The following is a 20,839-nucleotide window of genomic DNA, read 5'->3' on the forward strand; positions in this document are numbered from 1 at the left end:
AAGACGAAGACCGAGGATGGAGGTTCAAACGAAGGAAAATCAATATCAAATGGAGAACTAAATAGGAAATAGACTTGGAGGAGAGATTTCATGGAAGTAAAAACGATTGCCACATTTGAATATGAAGTTGTTCAAAGGGAGTACGAATTGATTGGACAAAGTATAACAGCGAATTTTCCAGAATCATTCCCGGATGCGGCTATGAAGGTTCATATGGAGTTTGAAAAGCGGTTACATGAAGTCGTGAATTGCAAGGATAGGAATGTTTTAATCAGTCCGTATATGAGCAATGACATCGTTGCAACCTATTTTGCATGTGTAGAAGTCGATTCGCTTACTGACATTCCAGAAGGCATGATCGGATTAAAACTTCCGATGATGAAGTATGCAAAAATCAGCTGTTCCAATAAAACGATCGATCAAGGGTATTCAAAGTTATTTGCGTGGATGGGGGAGAATGGATATAAGCCAAATTTGTATGACCGATCGTTTCCTATTGAGGTATTCTACCTCGAAGAAAATGCAGAGGAAGAAGTCGTAGAAATTCTAATACCAATGCAATGATTACAAAACCGGCTATCTTTTAAGGTTGCCGGTTTTTTACACTTGTATATATAAGCATATAATTATATGATACTGACGAGGAGTGATGATAAATGAAAACAACAGAGTCGATTGATTTACAAAAAGCATCGCAAATATTTAAGCTTCTCGGGGATAAAACGAGGCTGACGATGATGAAATTGCTTGAATCACATGATTGCTGTGTGTGTGAATTTGTCGCAATCTTTAAGATGAGTCAGCCGGCGATAAGTCAACATCTACGTAAATTAAGGGATATCGAATTGGTGAAAGAAGAACGTAGGGGACAGTGGATCTTTTATTCAATCAATCAGGAACACGAAGATTATCCATTGATTTCTAGCGTCCTTAAACACTTGCCAGATCAAGGAAGTTCCATTGAAGAGTTGGAGGCGCAAGGATTACGTATTTGTTGTGAATAAGGAGGAAGTCATTTGTATTTAGTAATAACTGCGTCACTGATTTTTATCATTACGCTCATTTTCGTTATTTGGCAGCCTCGAAACCTTTCGATTGGATGGTCTGCATGTGCCGGGGCAATTATTGCATTGCTGCTCGGCGTTGTTGACTTCGGGGATGTGCTCGATGTCACGGGCATTGTTTGGAATGCAACACTCGCTTTCATTGCAATCATCATCATCTCTTTAATACTCGATGAAATCGGCTTTTTTGAATGGTCTGCCTTACATATGGCCCGGTTAGCCAAGGGGAGCGGGCTGCGCATGTTCGTTTATGTCAGCCTTCTCGGTGCGATTGTGGCTGCGTTGTTCGCGAATGATGGTGCGGCACTCATCTTGACGCCGATAGTTTTAGCGATGGTTCGGAATTTGAAGTTCAGCGATAAAATGATATTCCCATTTATCATTGCAAGCGGATTTATCGCAGATACGACATCATTACCTTTAGTTGTGAGCAACTTGGTCAATATTGTTTCAGCCGACTTTTTCGGCATCGGTTTTGCCGAATATGCTTCAAGGATGATTGTTCCGAACTTATTTTCATTAGTCGCGAGCATTCTTGTCTTGTATTTGTTTTTCAGAAAGAGTATTCCTGGAAAGTATGATGTCGCCGAATTGAAAGAGCCGATACAAGCAATCAAAGACCACAAGATGTTCCGGCTTTCTTGGGGAGTCCTCGGCATATTGCTCGTCGGTTACTTCTCAAGTGAATTCATTGGGCTTCCGGTGTCTTTTATCGCAGGAATAGTAGCCATCTTCTTCTTAGTCATGGCGAAGAGAAGCCCAGCAGTTCACACGAAACAAGTGTTGAAAGGGGCACCTTGGGCGATCGTTTTCTTCTCAATCGGCATGTATGTTGTTGTCTATGGGTTGAAAAATGCCGGTTTGACAAGTGTCTTGGCGAATGTCATTCAACTGGCGGCTGATCAAGGTCTCTTTGCCGCTACGATAACAATGGGCTTCATAGCAGCATTTTTATCATCCATCATGAACAATATGCCGACAGTCATGATTGATGCACTCGCAATAGCGGAAACGAATACGACAGGAACGATTCGGGAAGCGCTTATCTACGCGAACGTCATCGGGTCGGATTTAGGCCCTAAAATTACGCCGATCGGTTCACTCGCAACGTTGCTATGGCTGCATGTCCTTTCACAAAAAGGTGTGAAAATCGGGTGGGGGACTTATTTTAAAGTCGGAATCATTCTGACGATCCCTACACTTTTCATCACCCTAGTCGGATTGTACGTATGGTTATTGATTATCTAATCTTGGAAAAGGAAGTGTGTACACGTGGAGAAAAAAACTATTTATTTCCTATGTACCGGCAACTCTTGCCGTAGCCAGATGGCTGAAGGATGGGGAAAAAAGATCCTCGGTGAGGAATGGGATGTTATGAGCGCCGGGATTGAAGCGCACGGTGTCAATCCGAACGCCATAAAAGCGATGAATGAAGTAGGAATCGACATTTCGGGTCAAACGTCAGATCTTATTGATATGCACATACTGAACAATGCTGATTTCATCGTCACTCTATGCGGTGATGCCGATGACAATTGCCCGGTGACGCCTCCTCAGACAAAACGTGCTCACTGGGGATTCGATGATCCGGCAAAAGCGACGGGAACGGAAGAGGAAAAGTGGGCATTCTTCCAGCGGGTACGGGATGAAATCGGACAGAGGATTGAACAATTTAACGAAACAGATGAATGATTATGTTTGGTTTATTTTTCAATTGAATTCAGTTTTTATCAGGATTTGATAACCTTTCCACTTGAAAGTCATCGATTATTTCTATCATACTAAAACGTCACAAAAACTGTATAAACATAGGAAGAACAATTGCCTAAAATGGGCAAGGTTCTTCCTATTTTTGTTATAAAATGCTTAATGAAGAAGAGGTGTGAAAAGCAGTTCGTCCCTTTTATCGATAGGGAAATGACAAGTTGGAAAGCTCCAATCAAATTACTATGAAAATAATAACATCTTAAGTTGGTGATAAAATGCAATAAGCTTATTTCAATAATGTATTTTATTATTTATTAATAAAATATGTCCAAGCGATATTAAGAGTGTGACAGTTATATAGATGTTTATTGAAAGGTTTGTGACAGTATTCTTCTTTTTTTAGTGAAGTTTTTGTGAAGTGTACACCTGCTGATTGTTTTTGGCGATTTATTATATTAAGATAAGCACCTAGCTCAAAGAACTGCTAAATTACTATAATTTCAAATGCTGTTTCTATAGCTTATAGAACACAAGAAAGGGGTACTTCCATGAAAAGGAAATTGACGCTTTTAAGTCTGGTTATCGGTATTCTTGCCGTGTTGGCAGGTTGTGAACCGGTAATGGTCCTGGATCCGAAAGGACCTCAAGCTGAAACAATATCCAATGTTATTTGGATTTCGATTGCGACGATGGCGATTGTTGTCATTGCTGTTTTCGCTCTGTTGGTGTATGTGATTGTGAAATATAGAGCTTCGAAACAAGATGAGGATTATGAACCTCCGCATATCGAAGGCAATCCGATTGTAGAGTCGATAATTGTCGGGATACCGATAATTATCATCATCTTCCTATCTATCGTCACAGTAAGGTCCACTTATGAAGTGGAGGCGACACCAAAAGGATATGAAGATCAGAAACCATTGGTCGTTTACGCTTCTTCCTCTGACTGGAAATGGCATTTCAGTTATCCGGAAGAAAATATTGAGACGGTGAATTATCTATATATCCCGACCGACCGAGCATTGGAATTTAGACTTTACTCATACGGTCCGATTACTAGCTTCTGGATTCCGCAGCTTGGCGGACAGAAGTATGCAATGTCGGATATGATCACCACATTACATTTAGCAGCTGATGTTCCTGGAGAATATATGGGGAGAAATGCAAACTTCAGCGGGAAAGGCTTCGCCGAAAACATCTTCCATGTAGAGGCAATGCCAGCAGACGAGTTCGATAAATGGGTCGAGGAAGTGAGAGCGACTGCCGAGCCTTTAACAGAAGACAAGTTTGCTGAGTTGCTGGAACCGGGTCATCTTGGTCAAATGACGTTCAGTGGAACTCATTTGGAATTCTTGCCACCGCCTGAAGGTCACAATCATGGAACAAAGCACTCCCATGAGGGAGAACATGACACAGATGACGCACACGGCGATGTAGATACGGATCATTCGGCACACAAATAAATCTACTAGAATTCTCTTTATAGTTAATTTGCCACGAAATAAATTTTCGGAAGGAGTACAACAAGTATGGATTACTTTGATCGATTCGCCATACCTCATCCTAGCCCTGCAATTTACGCATCTATGGTTGCCATCGGTCTAACCGTTATTGCGATTTTAATAGGCTTAACATATTTTAAAAAATGGAGTTATTTATGGCGCGAGTGGTTGACAACTGTTGATCATAAGCGTATCGGCATCATGTATATCATTGCTGCATTGCTCATGCTATTCCGGGGCGGTGTTGATGCGTTGATGATGCGGGCGCAAACTGCCGTGCCAGATAACAAATTGTTGGATGCCCAACATTACAATGAAGTATTCACGACCCATGGAGTTGTAATGATTATCTTCATGGCGATGCCGTTCATTTATGCGTTAATGAACTTCGTTGTACCTTTACAAATCGGAGCGCGCGATGTAGCGTTTCCACGTTTGAATGCGCTTAGTTTCTGGTTGTTCTTTATGGGTGCAATGTTATTCAATATCTCATTCGTTATCGGGGGTTCTCCTGATGCTGGTTGGACTTCGTATTTCCCGCTTGCAGGGAATGACTTCAGTCAATCCGTCGGAACGAATTATTATTTGATGTCGATTCAAATAGCCGGTATTGGTACATTGATCTCGGGTATTAACTTCGTTACGACAATCTTTAAGATGAGAGCACCTGGTATGAAATTGATGAAAATGCCAATGTTCACTTGGACTGCTTTAATCACGAACGCGATTGTAGTTTTCGCATTCCCAGTCCTCACAGTTACACTTTTGTTGGGAACGATGGACCGTCTATTTGGCACCCATATCTTCTCGATGACTAATGGCGGAATGGATATGCTTTGGGCGAACCTTTTCTGGGTTTGGGGACATCCGGAAGTATATATCCTCATTTTGCCGGCATTCGGTATATATAGTGAAATTATTTCCACGTTTTCACGCCGTAATCTTTACGGGTATACATCGATGGTCGCTTCAATTGTGATCATTTCCTTCTTCTCATTCTTAGTCTGGACTCACCACTTCTATACAATGGGGCAAGGACCTCTAACCAATAGTATCTTCTCCATTACGACAATGGCGATTGCGATTCCAACAGGAATTAAGATATTCAACTGGCTGTTGACAATGCGGAAAGGAAAAATCGAATTTACAGTTCCGATGTTGTATTCAGTAGGGTTCATCCCGATCTTCACAATCGGTGGAGTGACAGGAGTTATGCTCGGAATGGCGAGTGCCGATTACCAATACCATAATACGATGTTCTTGGTTGCGCATTTCCACTACACGATCATTCCGGGTGTCGTATTCGCGATGCTGGCCGGTCTTACGTATTGGTGGCCGAAAATGTTCGGCTTCATGCTCAATGAACGAATTGGAAAATGGGCGTTCTGGTTTATCGCAATCGGCTTTAACGTCACATTCTTCCCGATGTTCTTCACTGGGTTGGATGGACAAGCGCGCCGACTGTACACGTATTCTGAAGCAACTGGATATGGTCCGTTGAACATGCTTTCCTTCGTGGGAGCGGTAGGTCTGGCGATCGGATTCGCGTTAATCGTCTATAACGTCTATTACAGCACGCGCCATTCTTCAAGAAATATCGGTTCAGATCCGTGGAATGCTCGTACGCTTGAATGGGCGACACAGACTCCTGTTCAATCGTATAACTTTGCGAGAACGCCACATGTCGATTCAATCGAAGCATTCTGGGATTATAAGAAAAAAGGTCAGCCTTTATTCAAAGGGAGCATTGAAAAGATTCATATGCCGAATAACAGCGGAGTACCATTCATCATGAGTTGCATCTTCTTTGTTTGGGGCTTCTCATTCATATTCAGTATGTGGATTCCGGCGATTATTACGACCATTGCAATCTTTGCATGCATGGCTCACCGTTCATTTGAAAAAGACGACGGATATTACATTCCTGTCGAAGAAATAGAAGCAACAGAAAAAGATAGCGAGGTGTTAGCTGATGAAAACCGATAACTCGCTTCCGCTCGAATATGGTACAGAACAGAATAAGTTGAACATATTAGGTTTCTGGATTTTCCTAGGGGCTGAAGTGATGTTGTTTGCGACGCTCTTTGCAACCTATTTTACATTGGAACATCGTACGGGGAGCGGACCGGCTGGCGCAGAGATTTTCGAAATAACGCCGGTGCTCATTGAAACGATTTTACTGTTAACAAGTAGTTTTACAATCGGTCTTGGCGTTCATGCCATGAGGATCGGTAGGAAAAATGCAATGATGACGTTCTTTGCCATCACATTACTCCTCGGACTGGCATTCTTGGGCGTCGAAATTTATGAGTTCACACATTATGTCCATGTTGGCGCAGGCCTTCAAGTGAGTGCATTCACAGGCATCCTTTTGACGACATTAGGGACGCACGGTGCGCACGTGACAGTAGGTCTCTTCTGGGGACTCTTCATTATCATGCAGGTGAAAAAACGTGGCTTGACGCCCGAAACGGCAAATAAATCATTCATCTTCTCACTTTACTGGCATTTCTTAGATGTTGTCTGGATTTTCATCTTCAGCTTCATCTACTTGAAAGGAATGATGTAATATGAGCGAATTATTCCCGCGTAAACAAGTAATGGGATTTGTCTTTTCGTTAGTTCTGACTGCTGCAGCATTGACGGTCTACTTCTTAGATGTGTCATTTGCAGTAGGGATGACGATTCTTTTGGCCACGGCATTCATACAAGCTGCAGTGCAACTTGTCGGCTTTATGCATGCAGGTGAGTCGGAAGACAAAGTGGCGATTTACGCAAATATTTATTACGGAATTGCGATAGCGCTCGTCACCATCTTCGGAACGTTGTTAATATTGGTTTGGGATATGTGATAGAACAAAAGCGAAGGGCGCCTGCTTAGATGCTACACGCATAAGCCAACCCTGCGAAGAGGCGTTCTTTGCCTCGCAGCAGGGATGGCTTATGACCCGAGCATCTGGCGCCCGGAGTCTAGACGTAACAGGAAAGGAGCGCCACTTTGGGCGCTCCTTTCTTTTTTTATTGAATACTGCGCATCCCTTTATCCGTCTTCTCGAGCATTTCTTCCGTTGCAACAAAGAAGACCCCCATTAGGAAGATGAAAATAGCTCCCATCACAGTTCCAATTCCGATGCCGGTGATCGCACTGTAATCGCTTACAAAGAACCCGTACGAGAAAACGAAGATTCCGATCGCTAGTACTGTAAGTCCGACAATCTTAACGGCATTTAACATCTTCAATTTGGATTCCATTACCAACACCCCTTTTCTATATTATTTACCTTGTTCACAAAGTTGTCAAACTTTTTTATGTAATGATATCCAGCTAACAGTTGTCTTGTAAGCAAAAAAGAACGCCTTTTAAGACGTTCCAGACCAGCTAGACATATGTCGATGCTCTAAGGGACATCCAGTTGATTGGATTGCAGGGCGGCGACTTTTCGAGGAGGCTGAGGGTAAGCCCCTCGGAAAGCGTCCGCCCGGAACGGAAATCAACGTTGCGTTAGTCTAACGTTTGGCGTCAATGCGTCTAATAAGACAAAAGGGATGGAAATCAATTCGATTTCCATCCCTTTTGTCGACACTCTGGATCGTATTTTTAAGACGTTCCAAAAGGTTTGCTTCATTTTCTATTCCAAAAACGCTGCTGCGCGATGGCAGTGACGAAATCTTCTCCGAAGTTTGGGTTATTTGCGGCAAAGACGACTCCAACTAAATTGTTATCATCTGTTGCCTGCATAAATGACTGTCCAGTGGAAGCGATGCCAATAGGTTTGTAATGCTTATAGGCGACTTGCGTAAAGTAAGTGACTTCATAGTTGAACTTAGCTTGGTTCCTGTGACTTCCGCCTACAACGTAGATCGAATCTAGGAGGTAAGGACTGAAGGTCAGGAATGTTTCGTCGACTTTCAATTTCGTGCCATCATCCCCTGTGACGGTTCCAAGCTTTTCACTTATGATGACGACAAAAGTCCCGGCCTCTTGTAACGCACGGAGCGCGCTTGTCACTTCGCTGCTGTTGAATCCGTTGCCGATTAGCACACCGACCTTTAATGAATATGCATACCTAGGAGTGCTTTCCTGGCTAAGGGAAGAGAATTTAGTTGAGACAGTGACATTTGTTCCGCTTGGACGATTAACGCCAATATTATCCGCGATGATGTTGGCGAGCTCTTTATCCACATTTACCAATAAATCGACATTTTGCTGGCGAACAGATTCACTTTTGACTTTTCCGAGCTGATAGCTAAATCCTTCAATGGTGTGTTGCTTCTCTACAGGCGTCAAGCTATTCCAAAAAATTCTCGGTTGCGAGAAAAAATCATTGAATGAAGGGCTTCGTCCACGAATGATGTGACCCTCAACTTTTCGAGGGTAATGTATAAAGATCTCTTCCTCAGGTGGCGCCGTATAGGGGGTATTATTAGCGAGGGAGTTATTATGATAGTTCACTTGATCCACATCAATCCGCATCCTCATAACGCCTCTTCGTGTATTGTTGTGGAACGGGCAGAGAGGCCTGTTGACTGGCAGTTGTTCATAATTGGCGCTTCCGAGTCGGTATTGCTGTGTATCCCTGTAAGCAAGTAATCTTCCTTGTAAAACAGGATCATTCGAGAAACCGATCCCCGGAACAACATTCGCAGGGTTGAATGCTACTTGCTCCAATTCAGCAAAGTAATTATCCACGTTCCGATTTAACGTCATTTTACCGATGATCTGGACAGGGATAAGCTCTTCCGGCCAGAACTTGGCAGGATCCAGAACATCGAAATCATACTTGAATTCATCTTCCATTGGAATGAGTTGGACGCCTAGTTCATATTCGGGATATGCCCCACGGTCAATTGCTTCCCGTAAATCTTTCCGATGGAAGTCCGGGTCAAGCCCGCCTATTTTGAGCGCCTCTTCCTGTAGCAGGGAGTGGACTCCAAGGACAGGCTTCCAAACAAAACGGACAAAGGTTGCCACACCTTCTCCATTAATGAATAAATAGGTGTTGATCGACCATGATTCCATCATCCGATAACTTCTTATGATGCCTCGATCGGACATAATCCACGTAACCATATGAATGGATTCCGGGTTGTTTGCAACAAAATCCCAGAATCTATCGTGTGCTCCGCTGGCCGTCGGTATCCCGTCATCCTGCTTGTTTTGGTAGGCGTGCATTGAATCCGGAAACTTCATCGGGTCTTGAATGATGAGAACAGGCATGGCAATTGTCGTTAGATCGTAGTTGCCCTCGTCGGTATAGAGCTTGACTCCCAAGCAGCGCAAATCCCTAGCCGTATCATAAGACCCTTTCGGCCCTTGTACGGTGGAAAAACGGCATATCAAAGGAGTCTTTTTGCCAGGTTCCTGTAAGAATCCCGCTCTCGTGACATGGGACATCGATTGGTAGCATTCAAACTCGCCGTATGCTCCATAACCTCTTGCATGGACCACTCTTTCGGGGATTTCTTCGTGGTTGAAGTGGGACATTTTCTCTAAAAACCAATAATCCTCATGAAGGGAAGGACCACGCACACCTGCTTTTAAGGTCTGTTCGTCGTTCGGAATCACTCTGCCTTCGTTTGTCGTCATCTGTTTTCCTGTGTTTTGCACACGGAATTGATCCAATTGATCTTGCTTAGGATTTTGACCGACTGGCTTTTGGTTTTTTGAAGACTTGCTATCCATTCATCCATCCTTTAACTATTATTTGAAACATACATACTAGCCTATGCGGGCTTTTCAGGAAATAACACATTTTTACTGTTTCTCGTTGTATGTAGATTCTCAACTGGAATTTCAATTAAAAGTAAGCACAAAAAAACAGCCCCTAGGCATCCGGCCTAATAGGACTGTTTATGCGGGCTCAACCGTTGTTCCGACGGTTGTCCCAATAGGTTTGGCACCTAATGATTCCGACTGGGCTCGAACCAGCGACCTCTACCCTGTCAAGGTAAGGAATCGAAACCTAACTGTATCAATGGTCATTACAACGTTACTAACGCCCGACCACTTCACAAATAGTATTTGCATTTTTTATTATAAGGTGGTCAGACGTAAAAGTAAAGTGTTTTTTTCGTAACTGTCAATATCTATAATTTAAACTCTTGTTTTCAATCTGTTTTTCAGTGCTTTATGAATATCTGTTGTAGTAATTTCTAGAGAAGGGAACTCAACACTATTCACTCCAATTTCATAAGCACGTAACAATTTATTATCATAATGAAGTCCTACAATGCGGTTATATTTCCGAAGCGTGGTATCTGTCTGCATTGCGTGGTTATTCAGGTCTGCAATGTCAGCTACCATCTTCAAATAATCCTGACGTATCTGCTGTAATTTATGGGCTGTATCTTCCATAGCGACTGCCAAATCATTAATATAAGCGTCCTGCAGGGCTTCAATTTCTGCAAGTAATCGCTGCATCTTTTCCTTCTTAACTTCTTCGGCATTTTCTAGTTCAGCTTTTGCCTTCTCCATTGCTTCTGTGAAGGGCTGTAGCTTCTTTGACGCTGTTTGATATTCTTCTTCTGATAAACGCCCCATATCGTATTTGTGACGCTTTTCAGCGTACTCTCGATACTCCCTATCGTATTGGAATAGTTCAGCATGATAGGTCTGCTTCAGACCTTCAATCTCCACTGAAAACTTATGGTCTAAATGCGGTAACATATCCCGAAGTTGTTCAATCCTTTTAATCGTCCGGCTTACCTTTTGCTTATTATTTTTCTTCTTGAATAATCTTACAAAAAACTGCTTTAGCTTCTTCATCTTCTTCATCATGGTTTATAATCCCCCTGTAGGTATTTAGGTATTTTAAGTACAAAAAAAGTAGACTGATGAAGGAAGTCACCACCCTCACCAGTCTTGAATATTAATAATCAGTTTCAATACAATGACACAAGTAACAAGTGCATTAACTTATTTGGCCAGTTCTCTTTTCAATCTTCTCGGCAATTCCCCTGATTCATAGATTTCCCGCAATTCTTCAACTGACATATCAGCACCAGCAGTACCATCAAATTCATTGGTAGTGATAAAAGCGTACCCGTCGAATGTATATGCGTAGTTTGCTGTCTTGTCGCCCTGTTCAACTGCCATACGTTGCATGAAGGAATCATATGACACGCCTTGTCCAATATTCTTTTTAGCGTCAATAATTACGTCAATGTATTCCGCTTTTGCCTGTAGAATCCGCTTACGTTCGTCACGTTTAATCTGATTAACAAATGACTGCAATTCTTTATGTTTCTCCTTCATTGGTTGGTAAACCTTTTCAGCAATCTCCTCACGCTGTAAATCTGCAATATCTGCAAGCATTTTATTTACTCGTGATAGGTCAGCTTCCTTCTGTTTAACAGTTGCTTGGAAGTCCTCATAAGTCTCTTTTGTGATTTCTCCCAATACCATCATCATATAGAGTTCTCGTGCTTCCTTCTGCAACTCCTGTAACTGAATCTCTAATGATTCCTTTTCAGCAGCGTTACGTTTTTCTGCATCTTTAAATCGTTGTTTAATATCCTGTTCTAGTTTGATATAACCGTCCATTTCTTTAAATAAAGTCATTGTTCGCCACCACCTTTTTCAAGATTATCAAGTCGCCCAGTCAATTCCATAACTGCACCTGAAAGAGTAGTAATAAGTTCGTCCTTCTGTTCCACAGTCATCTTGGAAATGTCCATAGTTTCAGGCTTACCGTTTTCCCCAATTGATCCACCCGCAAACTGAATCTCTTCTACTTTTTCAGCTTCTCGTTTCTTCTTGTTTGCTTCTCGAATTTCCTCATATCCCTTTCCGATTAAATTCAAGGCGTTGCGTTGCTGTTCATACATGTTTTTAGTCATTTTCAAGTCCTCCAATAATAGTTATTTTCTTAATGCAAATAAAGCTTGTCGGCGTTCCTCTAGTGACCTAGTATCAGCCTTTTCACCTTCAGTTTTGATACCTAGCTTTTTGAGTGCTAGCTGTTTCTCGTATTCGATTACTTCTGCAAAATGAGTTGTGAAAAGTTCAATCTCTCGCAGGCTAGCATCTTCAGCAGTTGCAAGTTCAATAATCTTTTTTCTGACTGCCTGATATGCGATTCTTTCGTCATCCGTTACCACCGCACCCATCAACTCATTGACATAGTGCTGAAATCTAAAATCTTCTCGCCATGCGTAAAGTGTCGAAGATGAAAGACCATTTTTTGTACAAAACTCTTGAACTGTACTGCCTTTATGTTTACGGTCATACACCCAATTTCTAGCGATTTCGATTTGCCTATCAGTCAGTGATTCAGGTGGTTTTACACTGTCCATATGTGCGAATATATCTTTTTCTGCCATGAATTATTTCCCCCTTAAACAACAATTTCTGTATATTGCTTTTCCACTACTCTCCGAACATTTCCAATCTGCCATTTATCAATAAGCCCCTGCATCGGAATCATGAAGAAATTCGTTTCCAGCAATTTGTCAATTAGATTTAGCGTATAAACTGAGCTGAATTGTTTATCAAGTAGTGCCAGCTTCAAATCTTCCAAAGTCGCCAGTACCATATTTTTATACTGTTTCCCTCGGTTGTAATACGCTTCTACATGTTCCAGTTGCTTATCGAAGATAAAGGGAAGGGAATAGATGAATCCGGTTCCTCGCAAAGTGTCCTGAATGTCCTCGACAATATTTAAAAGAGTTCCAGTGTCATATGTCCCTGATTCAAGGATTTTCCGAATGACTTTTAACTTCTGCATCTGAATCTGTACAATGTCCTTTTCCTTTTCATTCATCGATACTCACACCCTCCCCAATAATTTCAGCCAGTGATACCAATTGATCCGGTCCCATGCCCCGTTTTTCCAGTTCTTCTAAAATCCCACGCCTTGTAATATTGGACATTCGAAGAGTGCCGGTTTCATATTTGTTTATTGTTGTCCGGTCAAGTCCTACCAGTTCAGCTAGTTCGCCTTGTGTAAGACCTGCCAGACCCCGCCCATATCTTAATAATTTTGGATTCATTCCTGCATCCCTCCTATGTACCTTTAACAGTTTTCTGATGAATATAAGACTCTCTTTTAGTGATAAATTAACCGAAGAAAAAGAGGCATCGGGGCATCCAATCCCCAACACCCCAACTTCCATACCTTCTAAACCTTAATCAAAAGGACTTTGACTATAAAAACCACGATGAGAAAAGCAAAGCAAAGCAAGATTTTTAATATCGAACTTCACAAGTAGACTGAATAAATCAGCCCCAACCTCTACCATCCAAAAGGAAGGCATCGAATACCCCGAAGGTATTTTTATAAAGCATGTAAACAATTAGCACATTTGATTACTTGTCGGGAAGGATTAAAACATGACTATTTCAGGTTCCTTCCCTTCATATAATAGGTATCTGAAAAGAATACTAAATAAGACATCTAACCTTGAATTATTAAATATTATGATTAAACTAAGAATAATATGGTTTTTATGTTGTTGGTATAGCTGTTGGAAGTGTTAAAAGTATGAAAAAGACATAGAAAAGAGGGGACAAGTCTTGTCGCAATCATGGTTATCGTTAAATCGGTTGTTTGAAGCCGTAGACATTCCCGAAAAACTAGTGAAGGTCTATCTTGAACGACACCAAGAATATTTTAGATTTGATGAAGATGACAATATCCACGTCTCAGCTGTAGAAACCCTGAAGACAATCAGAAGGTTGTACGGTGATGGATATAGAAAGAATGATGTAAACAAGTATCTAGAGGATGCAGGCACGCCAATAGCGGTAACAATGGATTCTGAAGAAGGTGAGGGTCTAATGAATATAAATCATGAGTTTCAGGAAGTAAGAAAGCTATTGAAAATGTTACTGAAAAGTTATGAAGAACAGAATCAAGAAGTATTGAAGAAAATTCAAGCGTTAGAAGCTAAACTTACCCCAGACGAAACCATTAATAAGAAAGGGTTGAGGGAAGTCGTGTCAGAAAGTGATAAAGATATGTCATCCAGGTTTGAAGCCATTAGAAATCAACTTGAAAAGTTGAAAACAGATAATCAAGAAAGAGAGGACAAATGGGAACGAGAGGGGAGAATAAAATAAAAAGGATTTTTAAGTAGGTTATATTATAGGAGGAATTGGCATGTCGTCATTGGAGAATGAAATAATAGAACTAAAAGCACGTAATCAAAAATTACATCAGGAAGTTGCTAATTTAAAAATGAAGTTGAAAGAAATAAGTGAAACCGATGAAATTCTTTCAATGCTTGAGTTCTCTACTGACGATACGATAAGGGATTTACTTGATAGGTACATCAGAGAGACGCTTACTACCGAAGAAGGGATGAAGATATTTAATCGGCTATTCAGTGCAAGAATCGTTCATTGACAGTAAACGGAGATTGTTCGGTCGATTAATTGGTAGGAAGTAGGGGAAATATCAGGCGTTAAAAAGTATGGTGTATTTTCTTAAACCGATTTTAGCTGCGTAACTTCAGTGATTCGTAGATGTGTGGGTTGGTGCAGTTGGTTGCTGTGAGTTCCAGTTGGATCAAGTTGGTTGCTATAAAAAGCAGTGGTGAAAGTTTGGAGACTAATTTAGTCCCGCATCTTTTCTCTTGGCTTACACACAGAAACACCCCATACCGCCCCCCGTATATACCCCTCTCTCAAATATTCTCAATCTACCTCACCACCTTTACAATTAATCATTTTATATCTGAAGATGGGAAGAAAAAAGTTTGTTTCTTTTAGCTTGGTTTGCTTGGTTGCATCTGTATCTATCCATCATTACATCATAAAACTTATATGCTTCACTTCTAACAGCTTTCAAGATTGTTTACGAATGGGGTTTATCTGATTACAACAGGGACGATTGTAGGGCTACTGTGTGGGCTTCTGTGGCTATGTAACATCACTGACAATAAAGAACTTATATAGAGTTGCTTCAGGTTGGTCTGTCATTGATTGGTTGATTGGCTACTCCTTTGATTAACTCGACCGTCTGTACTGAAGGATTCACCCACACAACTGCAGGAAGGTACACCGTTAGATCAATGGCTACCGTTTCCCCTTAACGATTCTGCAGGGCTTATCGTCTCCCATTCCCTTTGAATAGGGCATCCCCTAAAAATAGCCCTCCCCGTTAAAAATGGGCTACCCCTAAAAAAGAGACCCCCCTTTCCCTTTAGTGGTGTCACAACTCAACAGATTTGACAACGATAATAGAATGGCTTAACATAAGCATGAGAACGGTGTCACAATTCATTGTCATAAGTAAATGCTGAAAAGGGGATATATATATGACTAAATATGGTTATGCACGTGTTTCTTCCATTTCACAAGATTTGGATATACAGATTGAACAACTGAAAAAAGAAGGTTGCGATATCATCTATTCTGAAAAGTTTACAGGCATGAGTTCGGATAGACCTGAATTTATCAAGCTATTGGAAGTGCTGAAAGAGGGCGATACCCTTACAGTTACCAAATTAGATAGATTCGCAAGAAGTGCTGAAGATGGTGTTTCTCTCATTCAGGATTTATTGGCAAAGGGAATCAATGTACATATCCTGAACATGGGATTAGTGGAAGATACGCCAATGGGAAGGCTTATATTGCGTATGATGCTAGCCTTTGCAGAATTTGATAGGGATATGGTTGTTGAAAGGTTAGCAGAAGGGAAAGAAGCAGCTAGGCAAAATCCTAACTTTAGGGAAGGAAGAAAGCCGACATATACGAAGAAGCAGATAGACCACGCTTTAGGATTGCTAGATAAGAATTATTCTTATACTCAAGTCGTAGACCTAACCGGGATCAGTAAAAGTACATTAGCAAGGGCAAGAAGGAAGCAAAGGGCAGAGGGGAGGGCATAATCAGCCTTACCTTTTTTGTTGTCCTGAAGTTGAATAATAATAATCAAATAAACAAGATAGGGCAGTGCTTTTGGAATGTTCTTGAGGGGAAGGATTCATGGTCTATATCAGCGTCTTCTGTACTCCACAATACTCCCAAAAGTTCACAATTAGAAAACACCACCACACAATACCACACTGTCTAAACCTTCGCAAATCGCATACCCATCACGTTTACAAGCCTCTACAGTAGATCAATGTGCATCCTGAATATCCACTGAAACACCACTATTTCTGTCACAATTAGAATCCACCACCTCACAACCACCATTGAAACAGTAAAATCCTTTCCCCACTATAAAACCTTGTTTCCTCTGATATTTCCCATTTGTTACTGTCCTTCATGTTCAAGATTCTTGCACTTAATGTCCTGTAATATCTCTATATCATTATTTAAAAGACTCTTATGTATAAGTTTCTTTAACACTGGTCTATAAGGACATCTTGTCCCTATAGAATTTTATACAGCATTAACCGTTATGTACTCCGTACGGGGTTCTCGTTACCTCGAACATCCTTCTTACTATTTATCAGCTACTCATTTTCAGATACACGGATTGCTGAACATAGTGAAGCAAGCCAATAGCTAAGTTTAAAAGATTTTGGAGGTGGTTTTCCTCTAAAAGATTTTAGACTATTACCGTCATACCTATATTAATTTGTCAGCTAGAAAGGAATCCCCACACCACTATAGAATTAGAGGGATAGACTTTAGAAAAACCGCTACAAACCGCATAGGTACGGGCTTTGAAGCGCTTTTAGTTTAGGTAACTATTTGAGTCATTTCAGGCGAGTTTAGGTCAATTTTTGAGTTGTTTGGGAAAATATATGCGTTCCAAATACTACCAAACAATAAATATAGTCCTGTTTGTCTTATAAAGCATCTTCCTACCATCCCTATAGGTGACAAGAAAGAATCTACTTCTCAAGTCTGTACCTGAACATAAAAGTGTTTAGGGTTTGAGGACTTGAAATAAATGGAGGATTCTTCTTGAATACCGACAACTGGAAGGAAGAAAAAACATGACGAGGAACGAAGTTAGACCAGTGGTAGATATTGAAACAGGGGAATTATTTGAAAAGGCGATAATAGTCGATAATCCTGAAAACTATATCTTGATTCATAAGGATAGTGAAGCAAATCGAAAGGAATTTCTGAAGAATAGGGTAGTTAAATCGCAATTTGATGAACTTGCAGGGGGGTTTTCATTTACTATGCTAGATACTTTAAAAGAATTGATTGCAGATGAAGATTTCACACAATCAGACAAGACTAGAATCATGTTTTTAGGCACTTTTGTCTCGTATGAGAAGAATAATCGCTATTTAACATACGGAAACGGTCGTCCAATCCTGAAAAATCAGCTTATGGATTTACTGGAAATGACCAACCGTAAAGAATTTTACAATCTGTACAATACCATGTTAGAAAAAGGCGTTTTCACTGAAGATAGAGAAAGCCGAAGCGTTATAAAGATAATTTGGTCCAAAAAGTACCACTTTAAAGGTGCTGTTTCCGGTGGTAGTAAAACATCTGAAAAGCTAGTCAAATCTTATGACAAACAAATCCGCGAACTATATAGGGCAAGAAATAGCAAGGGGAAACCTATTCATACAGCACACTCATTATTTACGTTCTTTTCCCTGTTGCCATATGTCCATCCTGAATCTAATGCGTTATGCCGACACCCTGAAAAACCTGTCAGCCAATCCCAACCGTTTACAATTCGGGAACTAGCCGATATTTATGGAATTGAACGAGTTACCAACTTCAGGCGTTTACTTTTCCGCATCAAGATTCATAAAATGCCTGTTGTAGCCCTGGCACAAACTACAGAAGACAGCCGGATCTATATCAATCCATTTGTCGTGAATCGTACAGGTAAAAAACCCAATGCGACACTGTTCACGCTATTTGAATCATCATTCCAGCGTTTAGCAGATAGGCAAGGATGGTCTGAAGAACAACGTCAGCAATTCCTGAAACAGTGAAGCAGCTATGAATCCCAATGACAAAAATGAAAGGGTAGAAATAAAGTGTATAACGTAAAATTGACTGATAGAGACGTTTATAAAATTTTGTATCTTAACAAGGTGAAAAATCTTCAGCCATATCAACTAGAAAAAAAGTTTCCGGTTTCAAGAAACACGATAAGAAGCATCGTGAATGGTAGAAGCCGAAAAGACTGCTACTATGCGTTTATGGACTTCTTGCATAATAAACCTGAAGAAGTTGTAGATTTGTTTAAAGGTGAAGTATAAGTAAGAATTGCTAGCCCTGATTCTATGCCTTAATGGGTGTAGGTCAGGGCATTTCTTTGTTGTATAGTTGAAAATTAATATTCAAAAAACAATAATCAGTATAAACCTGTCAGAATCTCTTTTAAGCCGGTCTAAGCGTTTCCGTACGAATACCTTAAAGACAATACAAGACAGCCAGAATAACCTCAATAGCCGCCCTCATCTTCCTCTTCATCTCCGTACAATGCAATATAATTCAGCCTAGCAATTTCCTCAAGCGTATATCTCTTTCTTCCAAAGTGTTTATATGCCAATTCAGAAAGCAGCTTATTTCTTTCTGCATATTCCATTGCTTCAATTATTAGCAGGACTTCTTCTGCGTTATACAAATTTGTGCCCATACGCAGATAACACCTCTCTAAAATACCTTATATTTGTAAATTTAATTCCTTCCCCAAAAAGCGTCTGTTTTGATTATCCATATTGTTTAAGGTTTGTAAGCGTAAGACAAAAACTAAATTTAAAAGTTTATGTCTGAAAGCAAACAAATAAATGTTTGAGGAATGAACAAACAAATAATAATTTACGGAGGAATAACAAATGAAAAAAGAATTAAATTTAGAATCAGCAAAGCACAGCAAGATGATTTATGAAGTAGTTGAACAAGCATTGAAAGGTATTTCCAAAAAGGAGATTGTGAAATTAAGGAAAATCTGTGCTGAAGATGGTTATGAATACTGCAATTACATCAAGATAAAATATATTATCGGGCTTGGTATGTTAGGTCTGGAGTATAGGGTCACGCAAGAAGTAGAAGAAGTAGTTTTCTTTATGATTCACCGTATTATACACCGAATTACTATTACCGATGAATATGATGAATCAGAACTTGATACTAGTGTTTTATTAAATATTATAATTCGAGACGGTACAAGTAAGATAATATAGGAAATAAAAAAAGCATGGGTTCGGTTAATGGGGAAAAACAATAAAAAACACAGCATTTGGGGACACGATTCGCCTATGAATTGGTGTCCTCGTTTATGTTGTTATATCAACGATTAAATGATTTAAATGATTTAAATGATTTATAAAGACGTACTAGAACGGCAATTAGCACTGGGAATAGCAAGAACACATAAATTTATGTGCTTTTCTAATGCACTTGTTAAAACACTTGCTGATAGGATATTGGAAAGAATAATATAGAAGGAAGTTAGAAATATATGTTAAAATATATTGAGGATTACGAAATACTGTTCTTCAACAAACGGGGCAGGTTAGTTGAAGAAGGTTTTTACAGAAAACGAAGAATTACTTAGTTAAGTAGTATCCAAATAAATTTAGGGGATGAATTATAGTGATTAGAGAGATGGACTTATCAGATGTTGAAAGAGTTAGGGCTATTGCAGTTGCTACGTGGAGGAATACATATAGTCGGTTTATTCCAGAAGAAATACAAGATAAAGTTTTAAAGGATGCTTATTCTACTGAGGCGATGAATAATCGGTTTAGTTCCTCTCTAAATTTAGTAGCTGAAAATGGTGAAGAGATTATGGGATATGCTTTTTTCTCAGGAAATTTATCCGATAAAGATGTATTCTTAGAGTCCTTATATATTCATCCTAATCATCAAGGAAAAGGACTTGGAAAGTTACTATTGCTATCAGGACTTGAGCAATTCAAAGAACCCGCTACTTTATCTTTAACAGTGTATAAAGGAAATCCAAATATTTCCTTTTATGAAAAAGAAGGCTTTGAGGTAATGAAAGAAAATAAGGGCGAATTTTATGGACATCCAGTAGTTTTTACTCTGATGAAAAAGAATTTGGATAACCTTGTAAAGTAAGGTACTTAATCTAACGGGAGTTTCAGTTAAAGATCATTGGTTGCTTAGCCAAATCTTTTTCTTATTGAACTAACGGGGCAGTTTAGTTGAAGAGTGTTTCTTAAGTTATGGTGGCTTTAAGTGGAATACAGGTAGTCAGATTAAGGGGGGATTTTTGTGAAGTTATTGTTATCCATTCTATTAGCTGGGCTTTTAGGTATCTTGGCATTCCTCGGTCCTATTGGAATTTACATCTTATGTGCAATTATTGTTGGAGTCATCTTTAGGTCATTTATTCTAATTAGTGAGGTCCATAAAAAAGTAGTACCACCTAATAGTAATGACAAGGTGAAAGATGCATACGAAAGATATATCAAAGAGAGAGACGAAAAAGAAACGGAAAACTAATGTACGATAATCTTCAACAAACGGGTGCTTTACTTGAAGATTATTGCCCTGCTTAGAAGGAATAGGTTAGTATGGGAATTGGAACATTTAAGAATTGTTAAAGTCATAATAATAATTAAACTAATAGGGGTGTACGTATGAAGCTATTCAGTGTGAGTTCAATAGTCTTTTTATTTATAGGGCTTATTTTCTTTATATTAAACTGGTTTATAGATGAT

24 protein-coding genes are annotated in these 20,839 nt (G+C 40.0%); 15 read left to right on the forward strand and 9 right to left on the reverse strand.

All coding sequences use genetic code 11. The features are described from left to right. Nucleotides 1-90 precede the first annotated feature (90 nt). The 8 genes from OC538_RS17785 (at nt 91) to qoxD (ending at nt 7,125) form a co-directional block, all read left to right on the forward strand. Nucleotides 91-564 (forward strand): GyrI-like domain-containing protein, encoded by a 474-nt coding sequence (locus OC538_RS17785; RefSeq protein WP_251694989.1) that lies wholly within the window; start codon nt 91-93, stop codon nt 562-564. Between the two features lie 92 nt (nt 565-656). After that, entirely contained in the window at nt 657-1,004 is a 348-nt protein-coding gene (locus OC538_RS17790; protein WP_251694988.1) for an ArsR/SmtB family transcription factor, read from the forward strand. A gap of 12 nt (nt 1,005-1,016) precedes the next feature. After that, the gene (locus OC538_RS17795) at nt 1,017-2,312 is read left to right on the forward strand and encodes an arsenic transporter (RefSeq protein WP_262177736.1); all 1,296 of its coding nucleotides are present in this window, start codon (nt 1,017-1,019) and stop codon (nt 2,310-2,312) included. A 24-nt stretch (nt 2,313-2,336) separates the two neighbouring features. Continuing rightward, on the forward strand, nt 2,337-2,756 hold the full coding sequence (arsC, locus tag OC538_RS17800) for an arsenate reductase (thioredoxin) (protein WP_262177737.1): 420 nt from the start codon (nt 2,337-2,339) through the stop codon (nt 2,754-2,756). A 563-nt stretch (nt 2,757-3,319) separates the two neighbouring features. After that, nucleotides 3,320-4,234 carry a cytochrome aa3 quinol oxidase subunit II gene (qoxA, locus tag OC538_RS17805; RefSeq protein ID WP_251699033.1) on the forward strand — a complete coding sequence of 305 codons (915 nt, stop codon included), beginning with the start codon at nt 3,320-3,322 and terminating at the stop codon, nt 4,232-4,234. 66 nt (nt 4,235-4,300) lie between these two features. Further along, nucleotides 4,301-6,259 (forward strand): cytochrome aa3 quinol oxidase subunit I, encoded by a 1,959-nt coding sequence (gene qoxB / locus OC538_RS17810; protein WP_262177740.1) that lies wholly within the window; start codon nt 4,301-4,303, stop codon nt 6,257-6,259. Beyond that, entirely contained in the window at nt 6,246-6,842 is a 597-nt protein-coding gene (gene qoxC / locus OC538_RS17815) for a cytochrome aa3 quinol oxidase subunit III (RefSeq protein WP_262177741.1), read from the forward strand. The genes qoxB and qoxC overlap by 14 nt, the downstream gene beginning before the upstream one ends. Before the next feature lies 1 nt (nt 6,843). After that, entirely contained in the window at nt 6,844-7,125 is a 282-nt protein-coding gene (gene qoxD, locus OC538_RS17820; RefSeq protein WP_251623711.1) for a cytochrome aa3 quinol oxidase subunit IV, read from the forward strand. 166 nt (nt 7,126-7,291) lie between these two features. On the opposite strand, the gene OC538_RS17825 is transcribed toward qoxD, so the two are convergent. The 8 genes from OC538_RS17825 to OC538_RS17860 form a co-directional block, all read right to left on the reverse strand. Beyond that, on the reverse strand, nt 7,292-7,525 hold the full coding sequence (locus OC538_RS17825) for a hypothetical protein (protein WP_251694982.1): 234 nt from the start codon (nt 7,523-7,525) through the stop codon (nt 7,292-7,294). A 370-nt stretch (nt 7,526-7,895) separates the two neighbouring features. Continuing rightward, nucleotides 7,896-9,956, reverse strand: coding sequence for a catalase (locus tag OC538_RS17830; protein WP_262177744.1), 2,061 nt, complete (start codon nt 9,954-9,956; stop codon nt 7,896-7,898). Nucleotides 9,957-10,367: 411 nt separating this feature from the next. Further along, entirely contained in the window at nt 10,368-11,051 is a 684-nt protein-coding gene (locus OC538_RS17835) for a hypothetical protein (protein ID WP_262177745.1), read from the reverse strand. 138 nt (nt 11,052-11,189) lie between these two features. Then, the gene (locus tag OC538_RS17840; protein WP_262177747.1) at nt 11,190-11,834 is read right to left on the reverse strand and encodes a hypothetical protein; all 645 of its coding nucleotides are present in this window, start codon (nt 11,832-11,834) and stop codon (nt 11,190-11,192) included. Next, on the reverse strand, nt 11,831-12,112 hold the full coding sequence (locus OC538_RS17845; protein WP_262177749.1) for a hypothetical protein: 282 nt from the start codon (nt 12,110-12,112) through the stop codon (nt 11,831-11,833). Before OC538_RS17845 ends, OC538_RS17840 begins: the two co-directional genes overlap by 4 nt. Nucleotides 12,113-12,133: 21 nt before the next feature. Next, a complete protein-coding gene (locus OC538_RS17850) occupies nt 12,134-12,595 on the reverse strand; it encodes a phBC6A51 family helix-turn-helix protein (protein WP_262177750.1) in 462 nt (153 codons plus the stop codon). A 14-nt stretch (nt 12,596-12,609) separates the two neighbouring features. After that, nucleotides 12,610-13,035, reverse strand: coding sequence for a hypothetical protein (locus OC538_RS17855; RefSeq protein ID WP_262177752.1), 426 nt, complete (start codon nt 13,033-13,035; stop codon nt 12,610-12,612). Continuing rightward, entirely contained in the window at nt 13,028-13,264 is a 237-nt protein-coding gene (locus OC538_RS17860) for a helix-turn-helix transcriptional regulator (protein WP_262177753.1), read from the reverse strand. Before OC538_RS17860 ends, OC538_RS17855 begins: the two co-directional genes overlap by 8 nt. A gap of 523 nt (nt 13,265-13,787) precedes the next feature. Here OC538_RS17860 and OC538_RS17865 point away from each other — a divergent pair. The 4 genes from OC538_RS17865 to OC538_RS17880 all read left to right on the forward strand — a co-directional run bounded on the left by OC538_RS17865 (nt 13,788) and on the right by OC538_RS17880 (nt 18,136). Next, nucleotides 13,788-14,333, forward strand: a complete 546-nt coding sequence (locus OC538_RS17865; RefSeq protein WP_262177755.1) for a hypothetical protein — start codon at nt 13,788-13,790, stop codon at nt 14,331-14,333. A gap of 40 nt (nt 14,334-14,373) precedes the next feature. Beyond that, nucleotides 14,374-14,619, forward strand: coding sequence for a hypothetical protein (locus OC538_RS17870; RefSeq protein ID WP_262177756.1), 246 nt, complete (start codon nt 14,374-14,376; stop codon nt 14,617-14,619). Nucleotides 14,620-15,532: 913 nt separating this feature from the next. Continuing rightward, a complete protein-coding gene (locus tag OC538_RS17875) occupies nt 15,533-16,105 on the forward strand; it encodes a recombinase family protein (RefSeq protein WP_262177758.1) in 573 nt (190 codons plus the stop codon). A gap of 1,062 nt (nt 16,106-17,167) precedes the next feature. Next, nucleotides 17,168-18,136, forward strand: a complete 969-nt coding sequence (locus OC538_RS17880) for a hypothetical protein (protein WP_262177760.1) — start codon at nt 17,168-17,170, stop codon at nt 18,134-18,136. Between the two features lie 455 nt (nt 18,137-18,591). On the opposite strand, the gene OC538_RS17885 is transcribed toward OC538_RS17880, so the two are convergent. After that, nucleotides 18,592-18,786: a hypothetical protein gene (locus OC538_RS17885; RefSeq protein ID WP_262177762.1), complete on the reverse strand. Its 195-nt coding sequence runs from the start codon at nt 18,784-18,786 to the stop codon at nt 18,592-18,594. 199 nt (nt 18,787-18,985) lie between these two features. On the opposite strand from OC538_RS17885, the gene OC538_RS17890 reads away from it, so the two are divergent. From OC538_RS17890 to OC538_RS17900, 3 genes are all read left to right on the forward strand, one after another. Then, the gene (locus OC538_RS17890; protein WP_262177764.1) at nt 18,986-19,333 is read left to right on the forward strand and encodes a hypothetical protein; all 348 of its coding nucleotides are present in this window, start codon (nt 18,986-18,988) and stop codon (nt 19,331-19,333) included. 412 nt (nt 19,334-19,745) lie between these two features. Continuing rightward, a complete protein-coding gene (locus OC538_RS17895) occupies nt 19,746-20,234 on the forward strand; it encodes a GNAT family N-acetyltransferase (protein ID WP_262177765.1) in 489 nt (162 codons plus the stop codon). A gap of 156 nt (nt 20,235-20,390) precedes the next feature. Beyond that, on the forward strand, nt 20,391-20,621 hold the full coding sequence (locus OC538_RS17900) for an ATP-dependent Lon protease (protein WP_262177767.1): 231 nt from the start codon (nt 20,391-20,393) through the stop codon (nt 20,619-20,621). Nucleotides 20,622-20,839: the final 218 nt, after the last annotated feature.

It is taken from the genome of Saccharococcus sp. Marseille-Q5394, assembly GCF_946901335.1.
Lineage (GTDB): Bacteria > Bacillota > Bacilli > Bacillales_A > Planococcaceae > Sporosarcina > Sporosarcina luteola_C.